The sequence below is a fragment of the Xanthomonas sp. BRIP62418 genome (genome assembly GCF_003993495.1).
GTDB classification, from domain to species: Bacteria; Pseudomonadota; Gammaproteobacteria; order Xanthomonadales; family Xanthomonadaceae; genus Xanthomonas; species Xanthomonas euroxanthea.
Window position 1 is genome coordinate 62,591 of sequence record NZ_QEZG01000021.1, and the last position, 17,879, is coordinate 80,469.

The window sequence follows — 17,879 nt, forward strand, 5'->3', positions numbered from 1 at the left end:
TGCGGTGCGGCGGGAGCCAGCGATGAGCGACACGGATTCGACCCGCAATGGTCTGCCCAGCCCGTGTATCGGTGTATGTTCGCTGGACGCGCAGGCGCACTGTGTCGGCTGCCTGCGCAGCCTGGATGAAATTGCACGCTGGATGAGCATGAGCGACACCGAACGTCAGCAGTATCTGCATACGGTTCTGCCGGCGCGCGCGTTGGCCGCGCGGCTGCCCGAATGTGCGCAGTTGCGGCGCGCGTTGTATGCGCTGGACACCGCGCCCGACGGGCCGGGCTGGAATCATGCCGAATTGATCGACCTGACCGAGGGCGGCGCCTCGGCCGAGGCCGCGGTGCTGTGCGGACTGGTGCCGCGCACACAGGGCACCATGGTGCTGCTGACCCGGCGCACCGACAGCCTGCGTCACCATGCCGGGCAGGTCAGTTTTCCCGGTGGACGGATCGAGCCGTCGGATGCGGATGCGGCCGCCGCGGCCCTGCGCGAGAGTTGCGAGGAAATCGCGCTCGGCGCCGGCCAGGTGCATGCGCTGGGCTATCTGGATCCGTTTCTGACCGTGAGCGGTTTTCGCGTCACGCCGGTGGTGGCAGTGATCGACCCGGCGTTCGTGGCGGTGCCGCAGCCGGACGAAGTGGCCGAGGTGTTCGAGGTGCCGCTGGCCTACCTGATGGATCCGGACAACCTGCGCAGCGTGGAGCTGGAGTATCGCGGCCGGCCGCGCCGCGTGCTGGAATACGACTGGCCGGGCCACCGCATCTGGGGTGCCACCGCGGCCATCCTCCTCAATCTTCGTCGTCGTCTGGAGCAGGCTGCATGAGTGCGGAACCCCACTGGACCACGCTGGTCGACAGCGCCACGCTGGCAGCGGCATTGCCGCATCCGCAGTTGCGATTGCTGGACGCGCGCGCTGCGCCACCGACTGCGCCGGACCCGGATGCCGCGCGCAAGGCCTATGCGCAAGGGCATCTGCCAGGCGCGCACTACGTCGATCTCGAGAAGGATCTGGCCGATCTGTCGCTGCCTGCGCAGGGGCGGCACCCGCTGCCGCACAGTGCGGCATTCGCCAGGCGGCTGGGCGCGTGGGGCATCGACCCGGACAGCCAGGTGGTGATCTACGATGCCGCCGACGGCAGCATGGCCGCGGCGCGGGCATGGTGGATGCTGCGGCTGATGGGACATCGCCGCGTGGCGGTGCTCGATGGCGGGTTGGCCGCCTGGCGCGCTGCCGGCTTGCCGGAAAGCACCGAGCCGCCTGCAGAGCGCGATGGCGCGGCATATCCAGGCAGCTTCGACAGCGATGCGGTGGTCGGGGCCGGGCAGATCCTGGCGCGGCTGGATCAGGCGCCGGGCTGGTTGCTGGATGCACGTGCGGGCGAGCGTTTTCGCGGCGAGGTGGAGCCGGTCGATCCGGTGGCCGGGCATGTGCCCGGTGCGGTGAGCCGCCCCTTGGGCGTGAGCCTGCGCGACGGGCGGTTCAAGCCGGCAGAGGAACTGCGCACCGAGTTGTCGGCGCTGCTGGGCGCGTACCGTCCCGAGCAGGCGGTGGTGATGTGCGGCTCCGGGGTGACCGCATGCCATCTGCTGCTGGCACTGGAAGTGGCCGGATTGTCGGGCGCGCGCGTTTACGCCGGCTCCTGGAGTGGGTGGCTGCAGGATTCGACACGTCCGGTCGCGACCAGCCCCTGATTGCAGGCACAATGGCGGCAGGAACGGTGACCTGTGGGGACGCAGGTTCGCTGCGCGGAGCGCAGTTTCTCGCAGTGCTGGGTGACTCATGCGGTTGCAGTTGCAGGTCGGCGCGTTGTGCGTCGCGATGGTGTCGTTGGCTGCCTGTTCGGCGGGGTCGACCGCCGACGCCAACGGTGCGCGCATCGCCGGTCGTGGGCAGAGCGATCGCCACGCGATGTATCAGGTCGAACTCGAACGTGCACGCGCCGAGCGCGTGCAGCGCTTGCGTGCGCCCGATGGCTGGCTGAGCTATACCGGCTCCGGGCGCGTGCGTGCCGGCCGGTACCAGGTGGGCAGCGATCCACGCAGCGACCTGGTGTTGCCGGCCGGGCCTGCGCAACTGGGGCAGCTGACGCTGGATGCCGACGGCCGTGTGCACTTCGACGCCGCTGCCTCCGCACCGGTGCACTTGAACGGCCAGCGCATCGATCGCGTGCGCCTGAGGCCGGAGCGTGCAGGGCAGCGTGGCGATCGCCTGGATGTGGAGGGCCGGCAGTTCTATCTGGTGCAGACCGGCAGCTTGTTCGGCTGGCGTTTCCGCGACCCGGCAGCGCCGTTGCTGACCCACTTCGCCGGGCTGGAATATTTTCCGACCGACCCGCAGTGGCGCATCCAGGCGCGCTGGCAGGCGTATCCCACGCCGCGCACGACCACGCTGCTGACCTCGATCGGCACCCCGCTCACCGTCAAGGTGCCGGGCGAGGCGGTGTTTTCGCGCAATGGCCGGGACTACCGGTTGCAGCCGATCGTCAGCGACGACGGGCGAGGCCTGTTCTTCCTGTTCGCCGACCGCACCAGCGGCAAGGAAACGTATGGCGGCGCGCGCTATCTCTACACCGCGGCACCACACGATGGCCGGCTCGTGCTCGACTTCAATCTGGCCGAGAATCCGCCCTGTGCGTTGACGCCGCACGTGGTCTGCCCGATCGCATCGCCGGAAAATCGCCTGGACCTGGCAGTGAATGCCGGCGAGAAGACCTACCGCGCGACCGAGCGCTGAGCACCGAACACGCGAAGGCGGCCCGCCGTGCCGATGGCCCTGTGTGCGCCGCTGCTAGCGCGGTGTGTGCGCCCAGCTGACCGCCGCTTCGATCTGCGGCCACGGAAACAGCGGGCCGGGGTCGAGCTTGCGTTGGATCTTGCGCGACGGATCGTCGCTGGCCGCTTCCTGGGTGGTGTCCAGTGCCTGGTGGCCGGCGATGCGGCGGACCGATGGCAGCTGCTGTTGCAGCCACTGCAGCAGCGTGATCAGCGCAGTGATCTGCGCCTGAGGATACGGCTCGCTCATGCACTGATGGCGCGAGTCCAGCCAGTGCGGATAACGGCCGCTGTTGACCAGTTCGATGCCCAGCGTATGCGGGTTGTGGCCGCGCACGTGATGGGCCACGCGCTCCAGCGCGACGTATTGCTGGATGCTGCCGTTGCGGTCGATGTAGTAATGCCCGCTGTTGCCGGTGCCGCTGTCGTAGAGCACGCGTTCGCCGTATTCGCGTGCCATCGCCATGTCGGGCAACTCGGTGCAATGGATGACCACCATGTCGATCTGCGTGAGCGCGCGTCGCGCCAGCCGCGATTCGTAGGACAACGGCGCGTAGGTGATCGGTGGCGACGGCAGGACGGCATCGGACATGAGGCGGATGCTAGCATTGCCCGATGGCTTTGAATCCCGACAGCCCCTTGGGCAAATTGATGGCAACCCTGCCGCAGACCGGCCAGGTGACCTGGATCGGCGTGCGTCCCGCGCGCGACGTGGAGATGATCGCGGTGGACGCGGCACAGGCCACCACCGGCGTCGGCCTGGTTGGCGACCGCTACAAGGGCGGCAGCGGCAAGCGCGGCGTGACCTTGATCCAGGCCGAACATCTGCCGGTGATCGCGGCACTGGCCGGCCACACCGTGATCGCGCCCGCCACCTTGCGCCGCAACCTGGTGGTGTCCGGCATTCCGCTGATCGCCTTGAAAGGGCGGCGTTTCCGCATCGGTGATGTCGAGCTGGAAGGCACCGATCCCTGCGATCCGTGCTCGCGCATGGAGGACGCGCTGGGTGCGGGCGGCTACAACGCCATGCGCGGTCATGGCGGCCTGTGTGCGCGCGTCCTGCGTGGCGGCGTGCTGCGCCTCGGCGATACGGTGCAGGCGCTATGAGCCGCGGTCATTGCATCCTGTCGCACGGCTTCGAGAGCGGCCCGGATGCGCTGAAGGTCACCGCCCTAGCCGATGTCGCCGCGCAGTTGGGCTGGACCCACGAGCGCCCGGACTACACCGATCTGGACGCACGCCGCGAGGTGAGTTCGCTGGGCGATGTGCAAGGCCGGCTGCAGCGCCTGCTGGAGATTGCGCGTGCGGCGGCCGACAAGGGCCCGCTGGTGCTGGTCGGTTCCAGCCTGGGCTCGTACATCGCCGCGCAGGTGTCGTTGCAGGTGCCCACGCGCGGGCTGTTCCTGATGGTGCCGCCGACCAGGATGGGGCCGTTGCCGGCACTGGATGCGGCGCGCGTGCCGATTTCGATCGTGCATGCCTGGCGCGATGAACTGATTCCGGCCAGCGAGGTGATCGCCTGGGCGCAGGCGCGGCATGCGCGCTTGCTATTGGTCGACGACGAACACCGGCTGGCGTCGCATGTGGATGCATCGGCGCGGGCCTTCGCCGAACTGTTGCAGAGCCTGTGATGCGGACCAGGGTGTGCGGGTTTTGGGGCGTCCGATGAACGTACTGATTCGCGAAGCGAGCGACGGCGATGCGGCGGCAATCGAACTGCTGACGATGGTCGCGTTCATGCGCGACGAACATAGCCGCCATGACGAGCAGCACGTGATCGCCGGGTTGCGCAACGACGGCGCGCTGGCGTTGTCGCTGGTGGCCGACCACGACGGGTATGTGGTCGGGCATCTGGCGGTATCGCCGGTGTGGCTGTCGGACGATTCGCCCGGCTGGTACGCGTTGGGGCCGCTGGCGATCGGCCCGGGACATCAGCGCCAGGGGCTGGGCACGCGCCTGGTGCAGGCGGCATTGGCCAGCTTGCGCGAGCGTGGCGCGGCCGGCTGCCTGGCATTGGGCGAGCCGGCGTTTTTCAGGCGCCTGGGTTTTGCGGTGGAGCCGGGGCTGACCTTGCCCGGCGTCCCGGCATCCGGGCTGCAGGCGCTGGCGTTTGGCGACCGCCTGCTGCCGCTGGCCGATGTGGCCTATCACCCGGCGTTCGGGCTGGGCTGAGCGTTGCATCATCGGGACACCTGATGGCCCGCGTTGCCGGCGATTTTGCCACGGCAGCGATCCCCGCGATGGCTGTCTTCGATGGTCCCTGGTAGCCGGCAATGAGCCGGCCTGCAGGAGCGTGGGCATGTCTGCACGGTGCCGCCTGCCGATGCTGCTGCGCTTGAACAGGGCCAGTCTGCCGCAGTGCCCGGGATTTGGCTTGCATCGCAGGCTGACCTACACTTTGCTGCGTTGCCCACTGTCTGAGGATTGGTCCAATGCGCCATTGATGCCGCCGTCGTGATGACGGCCTTACCCGCTGCCGGTCCGGCTGGATCGGTGCGTGTGCTGGCATGCAATGGAGATCCGTATGACCTGTCCGTCGCTGACGCTGGAAGGCGTTGCGTATGTGTTGCCCGATGGCAGCCCGCTGTTTTCCGATCTGACAATCCACATCGACCAGCGCGCCACCGGCCTGGTGGGGCGCAATGGCGTGGGCAAGAGCGTGCTTGCGCGCCTGCTGGCCGGCACGTTGCTGCCCAGTGCCGGGCGCTGTGTGCGCAACGGCAGCGTGCACTACCTGCCGCAGCGCGTGCGCGTGGCGCCGGGGCAGAGCATTGCCGACCTGGCCGGTGTCGCGGCGCTGCTGGAGGCGCTGGACCGTATCGCTGCTGGCAGCGTTGCGCCCGCCGATTTCGAACTGGTCGGCGAGCGCTGGGCCGCCCATGCGCAATTTGCTGCAGAACTCGAACGGCAAGGCCTGGGTGGGCGCGATCCGCGTGCACCGGCCGCGCATCTCAGTGGCGGCGAAGCGATGCGCGTGGCACTCGCCGGTGCGTTCCTGAGCCAGCCGGACCTGTTGATTCTGGACGAACCCAGCAATCACCTGGATGGCCCGCAGCGGCAGCGGCTGATGGATCAGTTGCTGGCATGGAACGGCGGCGTGCTGGTGATCAGCCACGACCGCGGCCTGCTCGATGCGATGCAGCGCATTGTTGAATTGTCCGGGCAGGGGCTGCGCAGCTACGGCGGCAATTACACGTTCTATGCGCAGCAGCGCGCCATCGAACAGCAGGCCGCCAGCGCGTTGCTGGCCCAGCGCAAACAGGCGCGCGCACGCGGCGAACAGGCGCTGCGCGAGCAGCAGCAACGTCACCAGCAACGCCAGGCACGCGGCGCGCGTGCTGCGGGGCAGGCCAACCAGGCCGCGATCCTGCTTGGCGCGCAGAAGCAGCGCAGCGAGGTCAGCGCGGGGCGGCTGCAACAGCAACGCCAGGCCGACCAAGCGCGGCTGAGCGAGGCGGTGGTGCAGGCCGCGGCGCTGGTGCAAGACGACCCCACGATCGCGCTACTGGCGCCGACATCGCCCGCCGGCGCATCGCAGCGCTTGGCCACGCTGCAACAGGTGGAACTGGCGCACGGGCGGCTGGGCGGGCGGCGGGTGGATCTGCTGTTGCATGGGCAGCCGCGGATCGGCCTGGTCGGCCCCAACGGCAGCGGCAAGTCGTCGTTGCTGCAGCTGCTGGCCGGCCGCCTGCAGCCCAGCGCGGGGCAGTGCCAGGTGCATGTGCCGGTGGCGTATCTGGATCAGGACCTGGGGCTGCTGGACCCGGCGCGCTCGGCCGCTGCGCAGCTGCACGATGCAGACCCGGGCGCGCCGGCGCATGCGCAGCGGCTGCGCCTGGCGCTGCTGGGGCTGGACCAGAGGCGTGCCGACCTGCCCACCGGCCAGCTCAGCGGCGGCCAGCGGCTCAAGGCGGCGCTGGCCTGCGCGCTGTACCGGGCGCAGCCGGCGCAACTGCTGTTGCTGGACGAGCCGACCAACCACCTGGATCTGGCCGCGGTGGAGGCGATCGAGACGCTGCTGCACAGCTACCCCGGTGCGCTGATCGTCGCCTCGCACGATGCCGCCTTCCTGCAGCGGCTGGGCCTGCGGCAGTGCCTGGATACCGCGCAGGCGCAGTGGCGGCTGGCGCCGTGGTGAACCGCGCAGCGGGCGATCCGGCCGGCGGGCTGGTAAAGCCGGCCCCGATGGCCGACCATTTGCGCCCCGCCCGCGGCGGCCACGGCTCTGCCCTCCAGGGCGCCGGCCCAGCGTCCTGCTCCCGCGCTCGCCCTCACGGCCAGCGTCTCCATCGATACCTGCCTACGTGAAATTCTTCGCATCCTGTGCCAAGGGCCTGGAATACCTGCTTGCCGACGAGCTGCTGTCGCTCGGTGCCAGCCAGGCCACCGCCACCATCTCCGGCGTCAACGTCGAGGGCGAGCTGCGCGATGCGCAGCGCGCCGTGCTGTGGTCGCGGCTGGCCAGCCGGGTGCTGTGGCCGCTGAGCGAGTTTGATTGCCCAGACGAGGACGCACTGTATGCCGGGGTGGCCGAATTGCCGTGGGACGAGCACCTGTCCGTCGGCCACACGCTGTCGGTGGACGCGCATGTCTCCGGTACCGCGATCACGCACGCCCGCTACGCGGCGCAGCGCGTCAAGGACGCGGTGGTCGACACCATGCGCCGGCAGGGCCTGGAGCGCCCGTCGGTGGATGTGGACAGCCCGGATCTGCGTTTGAACCTGTCGCTGCGCAAGGGCCGCGCCACCATTTCGGTGGATCTGGGCGGCGGCCCGCTGCATCGGCGCGGTTGGCGCATGGCGCAGAACGATGCACCGCTCAAGGAGAATCTGGCCGCGGCGGTGTTGCTGCGCGCCGGTTGGCCGCGCGCCTACGCCGGTGGCGGCGGCCTGCTGGATCCGATGTGCGGCAGCGGCACCTTGCTGATCGAAGGCGCGCTGATGGCCGCCGACGTGGCGCCCGGCCTGCAGCGCTATGGCAGCGCTATCCCCAGCCGCTGGCGCGGCTTCGACCGCGAGGGCTGGCAGCAGCTGGTGGGCGAAGCGCGCGAGCGCGACAGTCGCGGCCGCGCCGCACTCAGGCAGGTGATCCACGGCAGCGACATGGACCCGCATGCGATCCGCGCCGCGAAGGAGAATGCGCAGGTGGCCGGTGTGGCCGAGGCGATCTGGTTCGGCGTGCGCGAGGTGGGCGATCTGCAGACCCCGCCGCAGGCCACCGGCGTGGTGGTGTGCAATCCGCCTTATGACGAACGCCTGGCTGCCGACGCGGCGCTGTACCGCCGCCTGGGCGACACCTTGCAGCGCGCCGTGCCGCAATGGCGGGCCAGCCTGCTGTGCGGCAACGCCGAGCTGGCGTATGCCACCGGCCTGCGCGCGGGCAAGAAATACCAGCTGTTCAATGGCGCGATCGAATGCGCGTTGATCGTCTGCGACCCGATCGCGGTGCCGCGACGCACCCCGCTGGCGGCGCCGACCGCGCTCAGCGAAGGCGCGCAGATGGTCGCCAACCGCCTGCGCAAGAATCTGCAGAAGTTCAAGAAGTGGCGCGCACGCGAAGGCATCGAATGCTTCCGCGCCTACGACGCCGATCTGCCGGAATATTCCGCCGCCATCGACGTGTACCAGCAGGCCGATGGCGATCGCCGCGTGTTTTTGCATGTGCAGGAATACGCCGCGCCGGCGACGATTCCCGAAGCCGACGTGCGCCGCCGTCTGGGCGAGCTGCTGGCCGCCGCACGCGAGGTCTTCGAGGTGCCGGGCGAACGCGTGGCGCTCAAATCGCGCGAGCGTGGCAAGGGTGGCAGCAAGTACGGCCGCTTCGAGCAGCGCAACGAATTCATCAACGTGCGCGAGCATGGCGCCTTGCTGCGGGTGAATCTGTTCGACTACCTGGATACCGGCCTGTTCCTGGACCATCGCCCGTTGCGTGGCACCATGGCCATGCAATCGAAGGGGCGGCGTTTCCTCAACCTGTTCTGCTACACCGGCGTGGCCAGCGTGGAAGCGGCGGTGGCCGGGGCAAGCGCGACCACCAGCGTGGATCTGTCCGGCACCTATCTGCAGTGGTGTGCCGACAACCTGGCCCTGAACGGCCAGGCCGGCAGCAAGCACACGCTGGTGCAGGCCGACGCGCTGGCCTGGCTGGAAGCCGAGCGCGCGCATTTCGACGTGATCTTCTGCGACCCGCCGACCTTCTCCAACTCCGCACGTGCCGAGGACTTCGACATCCAGCGCGAGCACGTGCGGCTGCTGCGTGCGGCGATGGCGCGGCTGGCGCCGGGTGGGGTGCTGTACTTCTCCAACAACTTCCGTCGCTTCAAGCTGGACGAGGAACTGGTGGCCGAGTTTGCGCAGTGCGAGGAAATCAGCCCGCGCACCATCGACCCGGATTTCGAGCGGCATGCGCGCATCCACCGTGCCTGGCGATTGACCGCCTGATGCCGCGGCCCGGTCGCGTCTGACCGGGCAGTGCAGGCATTGCGCGCCCGCTGTCGCCGGCGCCCGGCTGGCTGCGGTGCGCCATGCCAGCGGCGCGTGGTGGCGCAGCTGCAGCCGTGCAGGCCAGGGCGGGGCGGGCAGCCAACAAGCCGACCACAGCGCTGCGGTATGCTGATTCGCATGCTTTGGAGTCAACGATGACCGCACCACCACGGATTGCCTTTGTTGCCAGTCACGCCGAGCCGGCGGTGACCGCGCGCACGCGTCTTGTGCAGCGCTATGGCGATCATGCGCTGGACACCGCCGACATCGTCTGCGCCCTGGGCGGGGACGGCTTCATGCTGCAGACCCTGCACCGGCATGGGGCTGCCAGCAAGCCGGTGTTCGGCATGAAGCTGGGCTCGGTCGGGTTCTTGATGAACCAGTACCGCGACGACGAGGACGACCTGCTCGCACGTCTGCAACGGGCCGAACCGGCGCATCTGCGCCCGCTGGAAATGCAGGTGCAGACCGAGTCCGGTGCCAGCACGGTGTCGCTGGCCTACAACGAGGTCTCGCTGCTGCGGCAGACCCGCCAGGCCGCGCACCTGAGCGTGGATCTCAATGGCCAGACCCGCATCGCCGAGTTGATCGGCGACGGGGTCATGGTCGCCACACCGGCCGGCAGCACCGCCTACAACTATTCCGCGCACGGGCCGATCCTGCCGCTGGGCTCGCACACGCTGGCGCTGACGCCGATCGCCCCGTATCGGCCGCGCCGCTGGCGCGGCGCCATCCTCAAGGCCGATACCGAAGTGCGTTTCCGCGTGCTGGACCCGTACAAGCGCCCGGTCAGTGTCACTGCCGACTCGCACGAGATCCGCGATGTGGTCGAAGTGACCATCCGCGAATCCACCCAACGCCAGGTGACGCTGCTGTTCGATCCCGAACACAACCTGGAAGAGCGCATCTTCAGCGAACAGTTTGCGGTCTGAGGGGCGGGGATTGGGCATTGGGGATTCGGGATTGGCAACGGCAGCAGCGTGGCGTGCAGCCGAGCCTGCGCGTGGCCAAGGTACGATGCAGTGCAAGTAACGATCTCAAATCCCAGAAACTTCGTTGTTGCTCCAACCCATTCCCCAATCCCGATTCCCCATTCCCGGCACCCAAATGGCTGACAACTCCCCCAGGCTCCTGACCGTCGCGGTGACCTCGCGCGCGCTGTTCGATCTCGAAGAAGGCCATGCGCTGTTCGAGGCCGATGGCGTGGAGGCGTATTCGGCGTTCCAGCGCGAGCACGAGGATGACATCCTGGAGCCGGGTGTCGCCTTTCCGGTGGTGCGCAAGCTGCTGGCGCTCAACCACGATGTGCCCGAGGAAACCCCGCGTGTCGAGGTGATCCTGCTGTCGCGCAATTCCGCCGATACCGGGCTGCGCATCTTCAATTCGATCCAGCACTACAACCTGGGCATCGTGCGGGCGACCTTCACCTCGGGCCAGCCGACCTGGCCGTACGTGAAGCCGTTCGGCACCGATCTGTTCCTGTCGGCCAATCCGGAATCGGTACGCCGCGCACTCACCCATGGCATCGCGGCGGCGACCATCATGCCGCGTGCGCCGGGCGAACGCGCCGAGGCCGCCGCGGCGATCGTGCACAACGACGAAAGCCGCCTGTCCACCCAATTGCGTATCGCCTTCGACGGCGATGCGGTGATCTTCGGCGACGAGAGCGAACGCATCTCGCGCGAGCAGGGCGTGGAGGCGTTCGGGCGCCACGAGCGCGAACGTGCGCGCGAGCCGTTGTCGGTCGGGCCGTTCCGCAATTTCCTGTCCGCGCTACATGCGCTGCAGGCGGCATTCCCGCCCGGCGAGGCCTCGCCGATCCGCACCGCGCTGGTCACCGCGCGTTCGGCGCCGGCGCACGAGCGGGTGATCCGCACCCTGCGCGAATGGGGCGTGCGCCTGGACGAGGCGCTGTTCCTCGGCGGGCGCCACAAGGGGCCGTTCCTGGAGGCATTCGGCGCGGATATCTTTTTCGACGATTCGCAGCACAACATCGACAGTGCGCGCCAACACCAGCATGTGGCGGCCGGTCACGTACCGCACGGCGTGGCCAACGATCCGCCGGGCAGGTGAGCGAGTGAGCAAGGCACCGAGGCCGTCTGGACGCGCCGCGCTGCGCTCCAGCTGGCGGCAACTGGAGCTGTATTTTGCCGACGACACCGTCCAGACGCGCATGTCGCGTTGGGCGCCGTACCGGCTGATGCTGCCGTACACGCGCGGCATGCTGGCGGCGCTGTGGTTGCAGCCGCGCCCCGAGCGCGTCGGCCTGATCGGCTTCGGGGGCGGCGCGCAGGCCAAGTTCTGTCACCGCTATCTGCGCAGCACGCGCATCGAAGCGGTGGACGCCGATGCGCAGGTGCTGGCCTTGCGCGATGCGTTCGCCGTGCCACGCGACGATGCGCGGCTGGAGGTCACGCACGGCGATGGTGCGCAGTGGATCGGCGCGCGTGCCGGGCGCTACGACCTGCTGCTGCTGGATGCCTACGATGCCGATGGCATTCCGCCTGCGTTGTGCACGCCCGGGTTCTACGCCGATTGTCGCGCTGCGCTGACGCCGAGCGGTGTGCTGGCCCTGAACCTGTTCCAGGTGCCGCTGGCAGGGCATCTGGCCGCGCTGCGCGAGGTGTTCGAGGGACGGGTGCTGCTGTTGCCCGAGCCGGACCCGCGCAACCAGCTGCTGTACGCCTGGAACGGCAAGCGCACGCCGTGCACCGCGGAGCAGGCGTTGGCGGCGCTGCCGTGGTCGGCACGCCGGCAGCTGCGGCCGTCGATGTTGCGGCTGCAGGCGGCGTGGATGGAGCGGGCCTGGCGGTTTTCCTGAGCCGCTGTCCGGCGCCCGTCGTCAGCCTGCACTGGCGACAAGCCCGACACCGCTAGCGCGCGCTCATGGGGGTAGCGGAGGTTCCGCCTCTGCCAGCGGCAAGCGGATATCGGTCAATCGCCAGCGCAGGCCTCGCCGGGTCAGCACGAACACCACCGGCGCTCCGGTCGCGGTGCGGGTGGTGGCAGTGAAGCGGCGGGTGGATTCGAAGCGCTGCTGCGCGCCTTGCAGCGGACGCGCAGGTGCCGGCGCCGCATAGGTGTCCGGGCTGACGGTGGTGCCGGTGACGCGATTCCACACGCTATGGCCTTGCAGCAACGCGCCGATGCCCAGCGGCGTCACCAGCGTGTCCACGCCGGCGCCGCTGATGCCGCTGGCAAGCTGCAGGGCGAATCCGCCCAGCAGGCTGGATTGCATGCGGCTGCCGGCCTGGCGGATCAGGTAATCGTCCAGCTGCGCCTTGAGGTTGACCCGCAGGCTGGGGAAGTCCACATGACGTTCCAGCTGTGCGGCGTCGCGACTGGCGACTGCCTCGCTGACGCCGCGAATGGCAAGATACGGGCCCGCAACCACATAGCTGGCCAGCAGCAACGCGGCCAGCACAGGCAGCAGCAACCAGCGCTTCTTCATGGCATGCAGTCCATTGCTGTTGTCTGCACCAGGCGCATCGAGGCATGGCGCCGCGCAGCGAGAAATCGCTGCGGTCCGCCGATTGCCTGCGCAGCGTCGATTGCCGTCGGCGCCGTGCGATGCATCAGAATTCCAGATCCAACGCGGCGCACAGGTAATCGACGAACGGCGCCAGCACCACCAAGTCCGCCTCGATGGTCTGGCGCAGGCGCGGGCCGGTCATGATGGCATCGTCGAGTGGACGCAGGTACGCCCAGTTGCGATGCTTGAGATCGTCGATGAACTCGAAATCGTTGGGAAAGCCGCGCGGCGCACGCACCAGTTTCTCGCTGTCGTCCAACGCGAACTTGCGGCGTAGTTTTGGCTCGTAGGCGGCCGCTTTCCAGTTGGCGGGATTGTCGAAGATGAACTGGCGCAGCTTGCGCTGGGTGTCCGGCTCCGGATGCCACAGCCCCGCACCCACGAAGCTCTCGCCCGGCTGCAAATGGATATAGAACGACGGCGCCGGCACCTGGCGGCGGCGCTCATGGAACAGGCGCGCGCCTTGCCAGTTCTTGTACGGCGATTTGTCGTTGGAAAAACGCGCATCGCGGTAGATACGAAACAGCGAGCCACCCTGGGTCTTGGGGTCGGCGCGATAGTGCTCGCTGACCTGTGCCAGCGCGGGCTGCAGGTCGGTGATGAGCTGCAGGAACGGCTGGCGCACATGCGCCTCGTACTGATGCCGGTGATCGTTGAACCAGGCCTTGTCGTTGTGGCGCGCCAGGGCGCGCAGGAACTTGAAACTGGCGTCGGAAAAATAGGTGGTCATAGCGTGCGTTGGAGGTCCAAACCCCAGGCGGCGAGCTGGTCGAGCAGGGACTGCTTGGTAGCATCGTCGGGGTGAGCAAGCCGTAAATCCGCGATCTGCGCATGGAACTGGTCGAGCGTGACCTCGCCCAGGCCACGGTCCTCGAGCAGGCGTTGGCGGCGGTAGACGTTCCAGCGTTCCTGCTCGTCGAACGACAAGGTCTGCGGCCAGTTGCGCGCGCGGTAGCGAAACAGCAACTCGACCAGGCGCGGATCGCGAAAGCGCGATTCCAGCGCGCCCAGCTCGGCCGGTGCACTGGCGCGCACCTGCGCCAGCAGGCGCTTGTCGCCTTCGGCCAGGAAGCCGTCATACAGCGAGGCATCGGCATCGTTGACTGCCGGCGCCGCAGCGCGCTCGTTGCCGTACACCTGGCGCACCTTTTCGGCCAGTTCGGGGCCGAGCGCGCGCAGGCGTGCAGCCTTGGCCAGCACCGCGTCGGGGTCGATGCCCAGGCGCTGGAAATCCGCCGCGCGCAGATGCTGCCAGGCCACCAGCGCCGGCGACTTGTTCACGTGCACTTCCTTGAGCGCAATGCGCTGCTCGCCTTCGGGCAGGTCGGCGGCGCGGATATACAGCCGGTCGGCGATCTCGTCCGGGCTCAGGCGCAACAGCACTTCAGGGTCGCCTTCCAGGTCGAACACGATCACGCGGCTGTCGATGCGTGGATGGCGCGTCAATGGCAGCACTGCGGCAGCGCACATGCGCGAGGCGGGATAGCGCTGCGAGACATGCAGCACCGGCTGCATGCCGATCACGTCCAGCAGCGTTGCCGCAAAGCGCTTGTCGCGCAGACGCAGCGCGTAGTCCCACAACTTGGGCTGATGCTGCTGGAACCTGCGTGCCATGCCGATGGTGGCGTACACGTCCGACAGCGCTTCATGTGCATCGCCTTCGCGCACCGCGTTGGCATCGGCCAGGTGTTCGAGCTTGAACGAGGTGGCGCCGTCTTCGCGCTGCGGCCAGACGATGCCGTCCGGGCGCAGCGCATGCACCAGCCGCAGCACGTCCAGCAGATCCCAGCGCGAATTGCCACCGCGCCACTCGCGCTCGTACGGGTCATAGAAATTGCGGAACAGCCCGCAGCGCACGAATTCGTCGTCGAAGCGGATCGAGTTGTAGCCCAGTGTGCAGGTCTGCGGCCGGCTCATCTGCTCGGAGATGCGCGCGAACGCTTCGGCCTCGCTCACCCCTTCGCGCAGCGCGTGCTGCGGGGTGATGCCGGTGACCATGGTCGCGTACGGGGAGGGCAGCAGGTCGTTGGCCGGCTGCACGTAGAAACTGATCGGTTCTTCGATCACGCGCAGCTGCGCATCGGTGCGCACCGCGGCGAACTGCGCGATGCGCGTGCGGCGCGGATCCTGGCCGAAGGTTTCCAGGTCGTAGAAGAGAAAGCTGTCAGGCATGCCGTATCAAATCCAGATCCGCGGCGCGCTGCGGAGGGCGCCGCCAGTGCTGCCTAGTATCTCTTATCCGCGCGCCGGCCCGCTGACGCAGGCCTGTGCAGCTTGATCAGTGCGCGCCTTCCAGCGGTTGCAGGCGCGCATGCACGACCGCTTCCAGTGCCGCCCAGTCGATGCGCGACAGGTCGCTGTGCCCGCGCGTGGCCTCGACCAGGATCTCGCGCTGGATCTCGCTGCGCGCCAGGGCGATCGAGTAGCGCGTGCGCAGGAAGGTCACCATCGTGTAATGCGGCACGAAACGGGTGGGCCAGCGTGCCTGAAGTTGCTGTTCGAGCGCGCGCTGCAGCAGGAAGTCGGGATCGTCGACGCGGTCGCGCATCTCCAGATAGTTTTCCAGCGCCATCTGCTGGATCGCCGCGGCATCCTCACGGCGTGCAGCCTGGAACGCGGCAAACGCAGTTTCCAGATCGTGGTGCGCGTCCAGTTGCTCTGCCAGCGCCACGCAATCTTCGAACGCGCAATTCATGCCCTGGCCGTGGAACGGCACCATCGCGTGCGCGGCGTCGCCGATCAGCAATGCGCGGCCGCCCAGATGCCAGCGGTCCAGCGTCAGGGTGCCGAGCAGGCCGGGCGGATGTTCTTCCCAATGTTCCTTGAGCTGCGGGATCAGCGGCAGCGCATCGGGGAAATCACGCGCGAACAAGGCCAGCGCTTCGTCGCCGTTGCGGGTGGTGGCAAAGCTGGGCTCGCCGGCGTTGGGCAGAAACAGCGTGACGGTGAAGGTGCCGCCGTCGTTGGGCAGCGCGATGCACATGTAGCGCCCGCGCGGCCAGATGTGCAGCGCGTTGCCTTCGATGCGGAACCCGCCGCCGGGCAACGGCGGAATTTCCAGCTCCTTGTAGGAGTGATCGAGGAATTCGGTGCGCTCGCCCAGCGGCGATTTGCGCTGCATCGCCGCGCGCAATGCCGAGCCGGCGCCATCGCTGCCGATCAGGCTCTGGAAATGGATTTCGTGCGGCTGGTCGTCGCGATCGTCGATGAAGCGCGCATAGCCGGCGTCGAAGTCCACCGTATGCAGGCGGCGGTAGAAGTGCACGCATGCGCCGGACTGTTCGGCCAGATCCAGCAGCGCGACATTCAACGCGGCGCGGTGGATCGACCAGATCACTTCGCTGTCGTCGCGCCCATAGCGCTGCAGCTGCGGCTGCGCGTGCAGCGGGTGCACCATGCGCCCGCGCATCATCACCGCCTTGGCCATCACCGCGTCGTCGGCGCCGGCCTGGCGCAGTGCATGGCGGCCGCGTTCGGCCAGCGCCAGGTTGATCGAGCGGCCGGACTCGTAGCCCTTGATGCGCGGGTCGCCGCGGCGCTCGTAGACGGTGACCTGCCAGCCGCGACGCGACAACAGGATGGCCAGCAGGCAACCGGCCAGGCCAGCGCCGATCAGGGTCAGGGAACGGGGAGAGACTGCGCTCAATGCGGTATCCGGCAGCGGCCGGACGCGAGTGCCGGCCAAGAGGGAGGAAGGAGAGTGGCTGGCAGCGGCACCTGCTGCGTCGGCCAGGTGCGGGTTCGGAGTGTACGTGCGCGGGTGCCGATTCCGGCTCACGCGCAGCCGTGTTCGCTGGCACAGTCTGTGCCGTACGTGCTCAGGCGGCGGCCCAGGTTTCCACGTGCTCGACCAACTGGTGCAGGTCGCAGAAGCGGTTGTACAGCGGCACCGGTGCGATGCGGATCACGTCCGGTTCGCGCCAGTCGCCGAGCACGCCCACCGACTGCAGGGACTCGAACAGCGAACGCCCCTGCGCGCGGCCGCCGGCCACCCGCAACGACAGCTGGCAGCCACGCTGCGCCGGCGCGGCCGGGGTGACGATCTGCAGCACCTGCGGCACACGGGCGTGGATCAGCTGTTCCAGATGCCCGGTGAGGTGTTCGGACTTGGCGCACAGCGCCGCCATGCCGGCCTGGTCGAACAATTCCAGCGAGGCACGCAGCGGCGCCAGCGCCAGCACCGGCGGATTGCTCAGCTGCCAGCCTTCGGCCCCAGGCGAGGGCACGAACTGCGGATCCATACGGAACCGGGTCTGCTGCTCGTGTCCCCACCAGCCGGCCATACGCGGCAGGTCGCTGTTGGCATGGCGTTCGTGCACGAAACAGCCACCCACCGCGCCGGGGCCGGCATTGAGATATTTGTAGTGGCACCAGACCGCGAAATCCACGCCGTCGTCGTGCAGCGTCATCGCGATATTGCCGACCGCATGCGCCAGATCGAAACCCACCGCCGCGCCCTGTGCGCGTGCCAGCCGCACGATTTCGCCCAGGTCGAAGGCCTGGCCGGTGCGGTACTGGATGCCGGGCCACAGCACCAGCGCCAGCCGCGGACCATGCAGGGCGATGGCATCGGCAATGGCCGCCATCGACAGCGTGCCGTTGGGTTGGTCGGCTTGCACTTCGATCAGCTGCGTGGCCGGATCCAGCCCATGCAGGCGCAGTTGCGATTCCACCGCATGGCGGTCGGATGGAAACGCGCCGGCTTCGATCAGGATCGCGCCGCGCTCGGGCGTGGGGCGGTAGAAGCTGGCCATCATCAGGTGCAGGTTGACGCTGAGCGTGTTCATCGCCACCACTTCGCCGGGCAGTGCGCCGACCACCCGGGCCAGACCATCGCGCACCAGCTGGTGATAGGTCAGCCACTGGGTGGGACCGGTGAAGTGGCCCTCCACCGCGAGCGCACCCCACTGGTCGAGCACCTCGGCCACCATCGCGCGTGCGGCGCGTGGCTGCAGGCCCAGCGAGTTGCCGACGAAATAGGTCTGATCCTGGCCGGCATGCTGCGGGAAGATGAAGTCATCGCGCAGCTGGCGCAGCGGGTCGGCGGCGTCCAGTGCAACGGCATGGGCGCGGGACAGCAGGTCGGTCATGATCAC

At 68.4% G+C, this 17,879-nt stretch carries 18 protein-coding genes; 12 read left to right on the top strand and 6 right to left on the bottom strand.

The window, feature by feature from the left end:
* Nucleotides 1–22 precede the first annotated feature (22 nt).
* The 3 genes from EO174_RS01465 to EO174_RS01475 all read left to right on the top strand — a co-directional run bounded on the left by EO174_RS01465 (nt 23) and on the right by EO174_RS01475 (nt 2,731).
* Nucleotides 23–820 (top strand): CoA pyrophosphatase, encoded by a 798-nt coding sequence (locus EO174_RS01465; protein ID WP_126941758.1) that lies wholly within the window; start codon nt 23–25, stop codon nt 818–820.
* Nucleotides 817–1,689, top strand: coding sequence for a sulfurtransferase (locus tag EO174_RS01470; RefSeq protein ID WP_126941760.1), 873 nt, complete (start codon nt 817–819; stop codon nt 1,687–1,689). Before EO174_RS01465 ends, EO174_RS01470 begins: the two co-directional genes overlap by 4 nt.
* 88 nt (nt 1,690–1,777) lie before the next feature.
* Nucleotides 1,778–2,731 (top strand): DUF1684 domain-containing protein, encoded by a 954-nt coding sequence (locus EO174_RS01475; protein WP_126941762.1) that lies wholly within the window; start codon nt 1,778–1,780, stop codon nt 2,729–2,731.
* 54 nt (nt 2,732–2,785) lie between these two features.
* Here EO174_RS01475 and EO174_RS01480 read toward each other — a convergent pair whose 3' ends face one another.
* Nucleotides 2,786–3,361 carry an N-acetylmuramoyl-L-alanine amidase gene (locus EO174_RS01480; RefSeq protein ID WP_104582786.1) on the bottom strand — a complete coding sequence of 192 codons (576 nt, stop codon included), beginning with the start codon at nt 3,359–3,361 and terminating at the stop codon, nt 2,786–2,788.
* 23 nt (nt 3,362–3,384) lie between these two features.
* On the opposite strand from EO174_RS01480, the gene EO174_RS01485 reads away from it, so the two are divergent.
* The 9 genes from EO174_RS01485 (at nt 3,385) to EO174_RS01525 (ending at nt 12,072) form a co-directional block, all read left to right on the top strand.
* Nucleotides 3,385–3,876 carry an MOSC domain-containing protein gene (locus EO174_RS01485; RefSeq protein WP_126941764.1) on the top strand — a complete coding sequence of 164 codons (492 nt, stop codon included), beginning with the start codon at nt 3,385–3,387 and terminating at the stop codon, nt 3,874–3,876.
* Nucleotides 3,873–4,400: a YqiA/YcfP family alpha/beta fold hydrolase gene (locus EO174_RS01490; RefSeq protein ID WP_104582788.1), complete on the top strand. Its 528-nt coding sequence runs from the start codon at nt 3,873–3,875 to the stop codon at nt 4,398–4,400. Before EO174_RS01485 ends, EO174_RS01490 begins: the two co-directional genes overlap by 4 nt.
* A gap of 34 nt (nt 4,401–4,434) precedes the next feature.
* Nucleotides 4,435–4,941, top strand: a complete 507-nt coding sequence (locus tag EO174_RS01495; protein ID WP_126941766.1) for an N-acetyltransferase — start codon at nt 4,435–4,437, stop codon at nt 4,939–4,941.
* Between the two features lie 352 nt (nt 4,942–5,293).
* Nucleotides 5,294–6,907 (top strand): ABC-F family ATP-binding cassette domain-containing protein, encoded by a 1,614-nt coding sequence (locus EO174_RS01500; protein WP_126941768.1) that lies wholly within the window; start codon nt 5,294–5,296, stop codon nt 6,905–6,907.
* A complete protein-coding gene (locus EO174_RS01505; protein ID WP_104582790.1) occupies nt 6,886–7,077 on the top strand; it encodes a hypothetical protein in 192 nt (63 codons plus the stop codon). Before EO174_RS01500 ends, EO174_RS01505 begins: the two co-directional genes overlap by 22 nt.
* Nucleotides 7,074–9,209, top strand: a complete 2,136-nt coding sequence (gene rlmKL / locus EO174_RS01510) for a bifunctional 23S rRNA (guanine(2069)-N(7))-methyltransferase RlmK/23S rRNA (guanine(2445)-N(2))-methyltransferase RlmL (protein WP_126941770.1) — start codon at nt 7,074–7,076, stop codon at nt 9,207–9,209. Before EO174_RS01505 ends, rlmKL begins: the two co-directional genes overlap by 4 nt.
* Nucleotides 9,210–9,406: 197 nt before the next feature.
* Nucleotides 9,407–10,183: an NAD kinase gene (locus EO174_RS01515; protein ID WP_115676676.1), complete on the top strand. Its 777-nt coding sequence runs from the start codon at nt 9,407–9,409 to the stop codon at nt 10,181–10,183.
* 175 nt (nt 10,184–10,358) lie between these two features.
* Nucleotides 10,359–11,324, top strand: a complete 966-nt coding sequence (locus EO174_RS01520; protein ID WP_104582793.1) for a 5'-nucleotidase — start codon at nt 10,359–10,361, stop codon at nt 11,322–11,324.
* A gap of 4 nt (nt 11,325–11,328) precedes the next feature.
* A complete protein-coding gene (locus EO174_RS01525) occupies nt 11,329–12,072 on the top strand; it encodes a transferase (protein ID WP_126941772.1) in 744 nt (247 codons plus the stop codon).
* Between the two features lie 63 nt (nt 12,073–12,135).
* On the opposite strand, the gene EO174_RS01530 is transcribed toward EO174_RS01525, so the two are convergent.
* From EO174_RS01530 to kynU, 5 genes are all read right to left on the bottom strand, one after another.
* A complete protein-coding gene (locus tag EO174_RS01530) occupies nt 12,136–12,702 on the bottom strand; it encodes a DUF2939 domain-containing protein (protein ID WP_126941774.1) in 567 nt (188 codons plus the stop codon).
* Nucleotides 12,703–12,826: 124 nt separating this feature from the next.
* Complete coding sequence (locus EO174_RS01535; RefSeq protein WP_126941776.1) at nt 12,827–13,513, bottom strand: DUF2461 domain-containing protein; 687 nt, start codon at nt 13,511–13,513, stop codon at nt 12,827–12,829.
* Nucleotides 13,510–14,955 (bottom strand): exodeoxyribonuclease I, encoded by a 1,446-nt coding sequence (gene sbcB / locus EO174_RS01540; protein ID WP_126941778.1) that lies wholly within the window; start codon nt 14,953–14,955, stop codon nt 13,510–13,512. Before sbcB ends, EO174_RS01535 begins: the two co-directional genes overlap by 4 nt.
* A gap of 106 nt (nt 14,956–15,061) precedes the next feature.
* Nucleotides 15,062–16,429 carry an NAD(P)/FAD-dependent oxidoreductase gene (locus EO174_RS01545; protein ID WP_126941780.1) on the bottom strand — a complete coding sequence of 456 codons (1,368 nt, stop codon included), beginning with the start codon at nt 16,427–16,429 and terminating at the stop codon, nt 15,062–15,064.
* Between the two features lie 172 nt (nt 16,430–16,601).
* Complete coding sequence (gene kynU / locus EO174_RS01550) at nt 16,602–17,873, bottom strand: kynureninase (protein ID WP_126941782.1); 1,272 nt, start codon at nt 17,871–17,873, stop codon at nt 16,602–16,604.
* Nucleotides 17,874–17,879 lie beyond the last annotated feature (6 nt).

Coding starts and splice junctions, on each gene's coding strand:
- EO174_RS01490 (WP_104582788.1), top strand. CDS start 3,873: ATGAGCCGCGGTCATTGCATCCTGTCGCACGGCTTCGAGAGCGGCCCG.
- sbcB (WP_126941778.1), bottom strand. CDS start 14,955: ATGCCTGACAGCTTTCTCTTCTACGACCTGGAAACCTTCGGCCAGGAT.
- EO174_RS01480 (WP_104582786.1), bottom strand. CDS start 3,361: ATGTCCGATGCCGTCCTGCCGTCGCCACCGATCACCTACGCGCCGTTG.
- EO174_RS01530 (WP_126941774.1), bottom strand. CDS start 12,702: ATGAAGAAGCGCTGGTTGCTGCTGCCTGTGCTGGCCGCGTTGCTGCTG.
- EO174_RS01470 (WP_126941760.1), top strand. CDS start 817: ATGAGTGCGGAACCCCACTGGACCACGCTGGTCGACAGCGCCACGCTG.
- EO174_RS01465 (WP_126941758.1), top strand. CDS start 23: ATGAGCGACACGGATTCGACCCGCAATGGTCTGCCCAGCCCGTGTATC.
- EO174_RS01495 (WP_126941766.1), top strand. CDS start 4,435: ATGAACGTACTGATTCGCGAAGCGAGCGACGGCGATGCGGCGGCAATC.
- kynU (WP_126941782.1), bottom strand. CDS start 17,873: ATGACCGACCTGCTGTCCCGCGCCCATGCCGTTGCACTGGACGCCGCC.
- EO174_RS01475 (WP_126941762.1), top strand. CDS start 1,778: ATGCGGTTGCAGTTGCAGGTCGGCGCGTTGTGCGTCGCGATGGTGTCG.
- EO174_RS01485 (WP_126941764.1), top strand. CDS start 3,385: ATGGCTTTGAATCCCGACAGCCCCTTGGGCAAATTGATGGCAACCCTG.
- EO174_RS01535 (WP_126941776.1), bottom strand. CDS start 13,513: ATGACCACCTATTTTTCCGACGCCAGTTTCAAGTTCCTGCGCGCCCTG.
- EO174_RS01500 (WP_126941768.1), top strand. CDS start 5,294: ATGACCTGTCCGTCGCTGACGCTGGAAGGCGTTGCGTATGTGTTGCCC.
- EO174_RS01515 (WP_115676676.1), top strand. CDS start 9,407: ATGACCGCACCACCACGGATTGCCTTTGTTGCCAGTCACGCCGAGCCG.
- EO174_RS01520 (WP_104582793.1), top strand. CDS start 10,359: ATGGCTGACAACTCCCCCAGGCTCCTGACCGTCGCGGTGACCTCGCGC.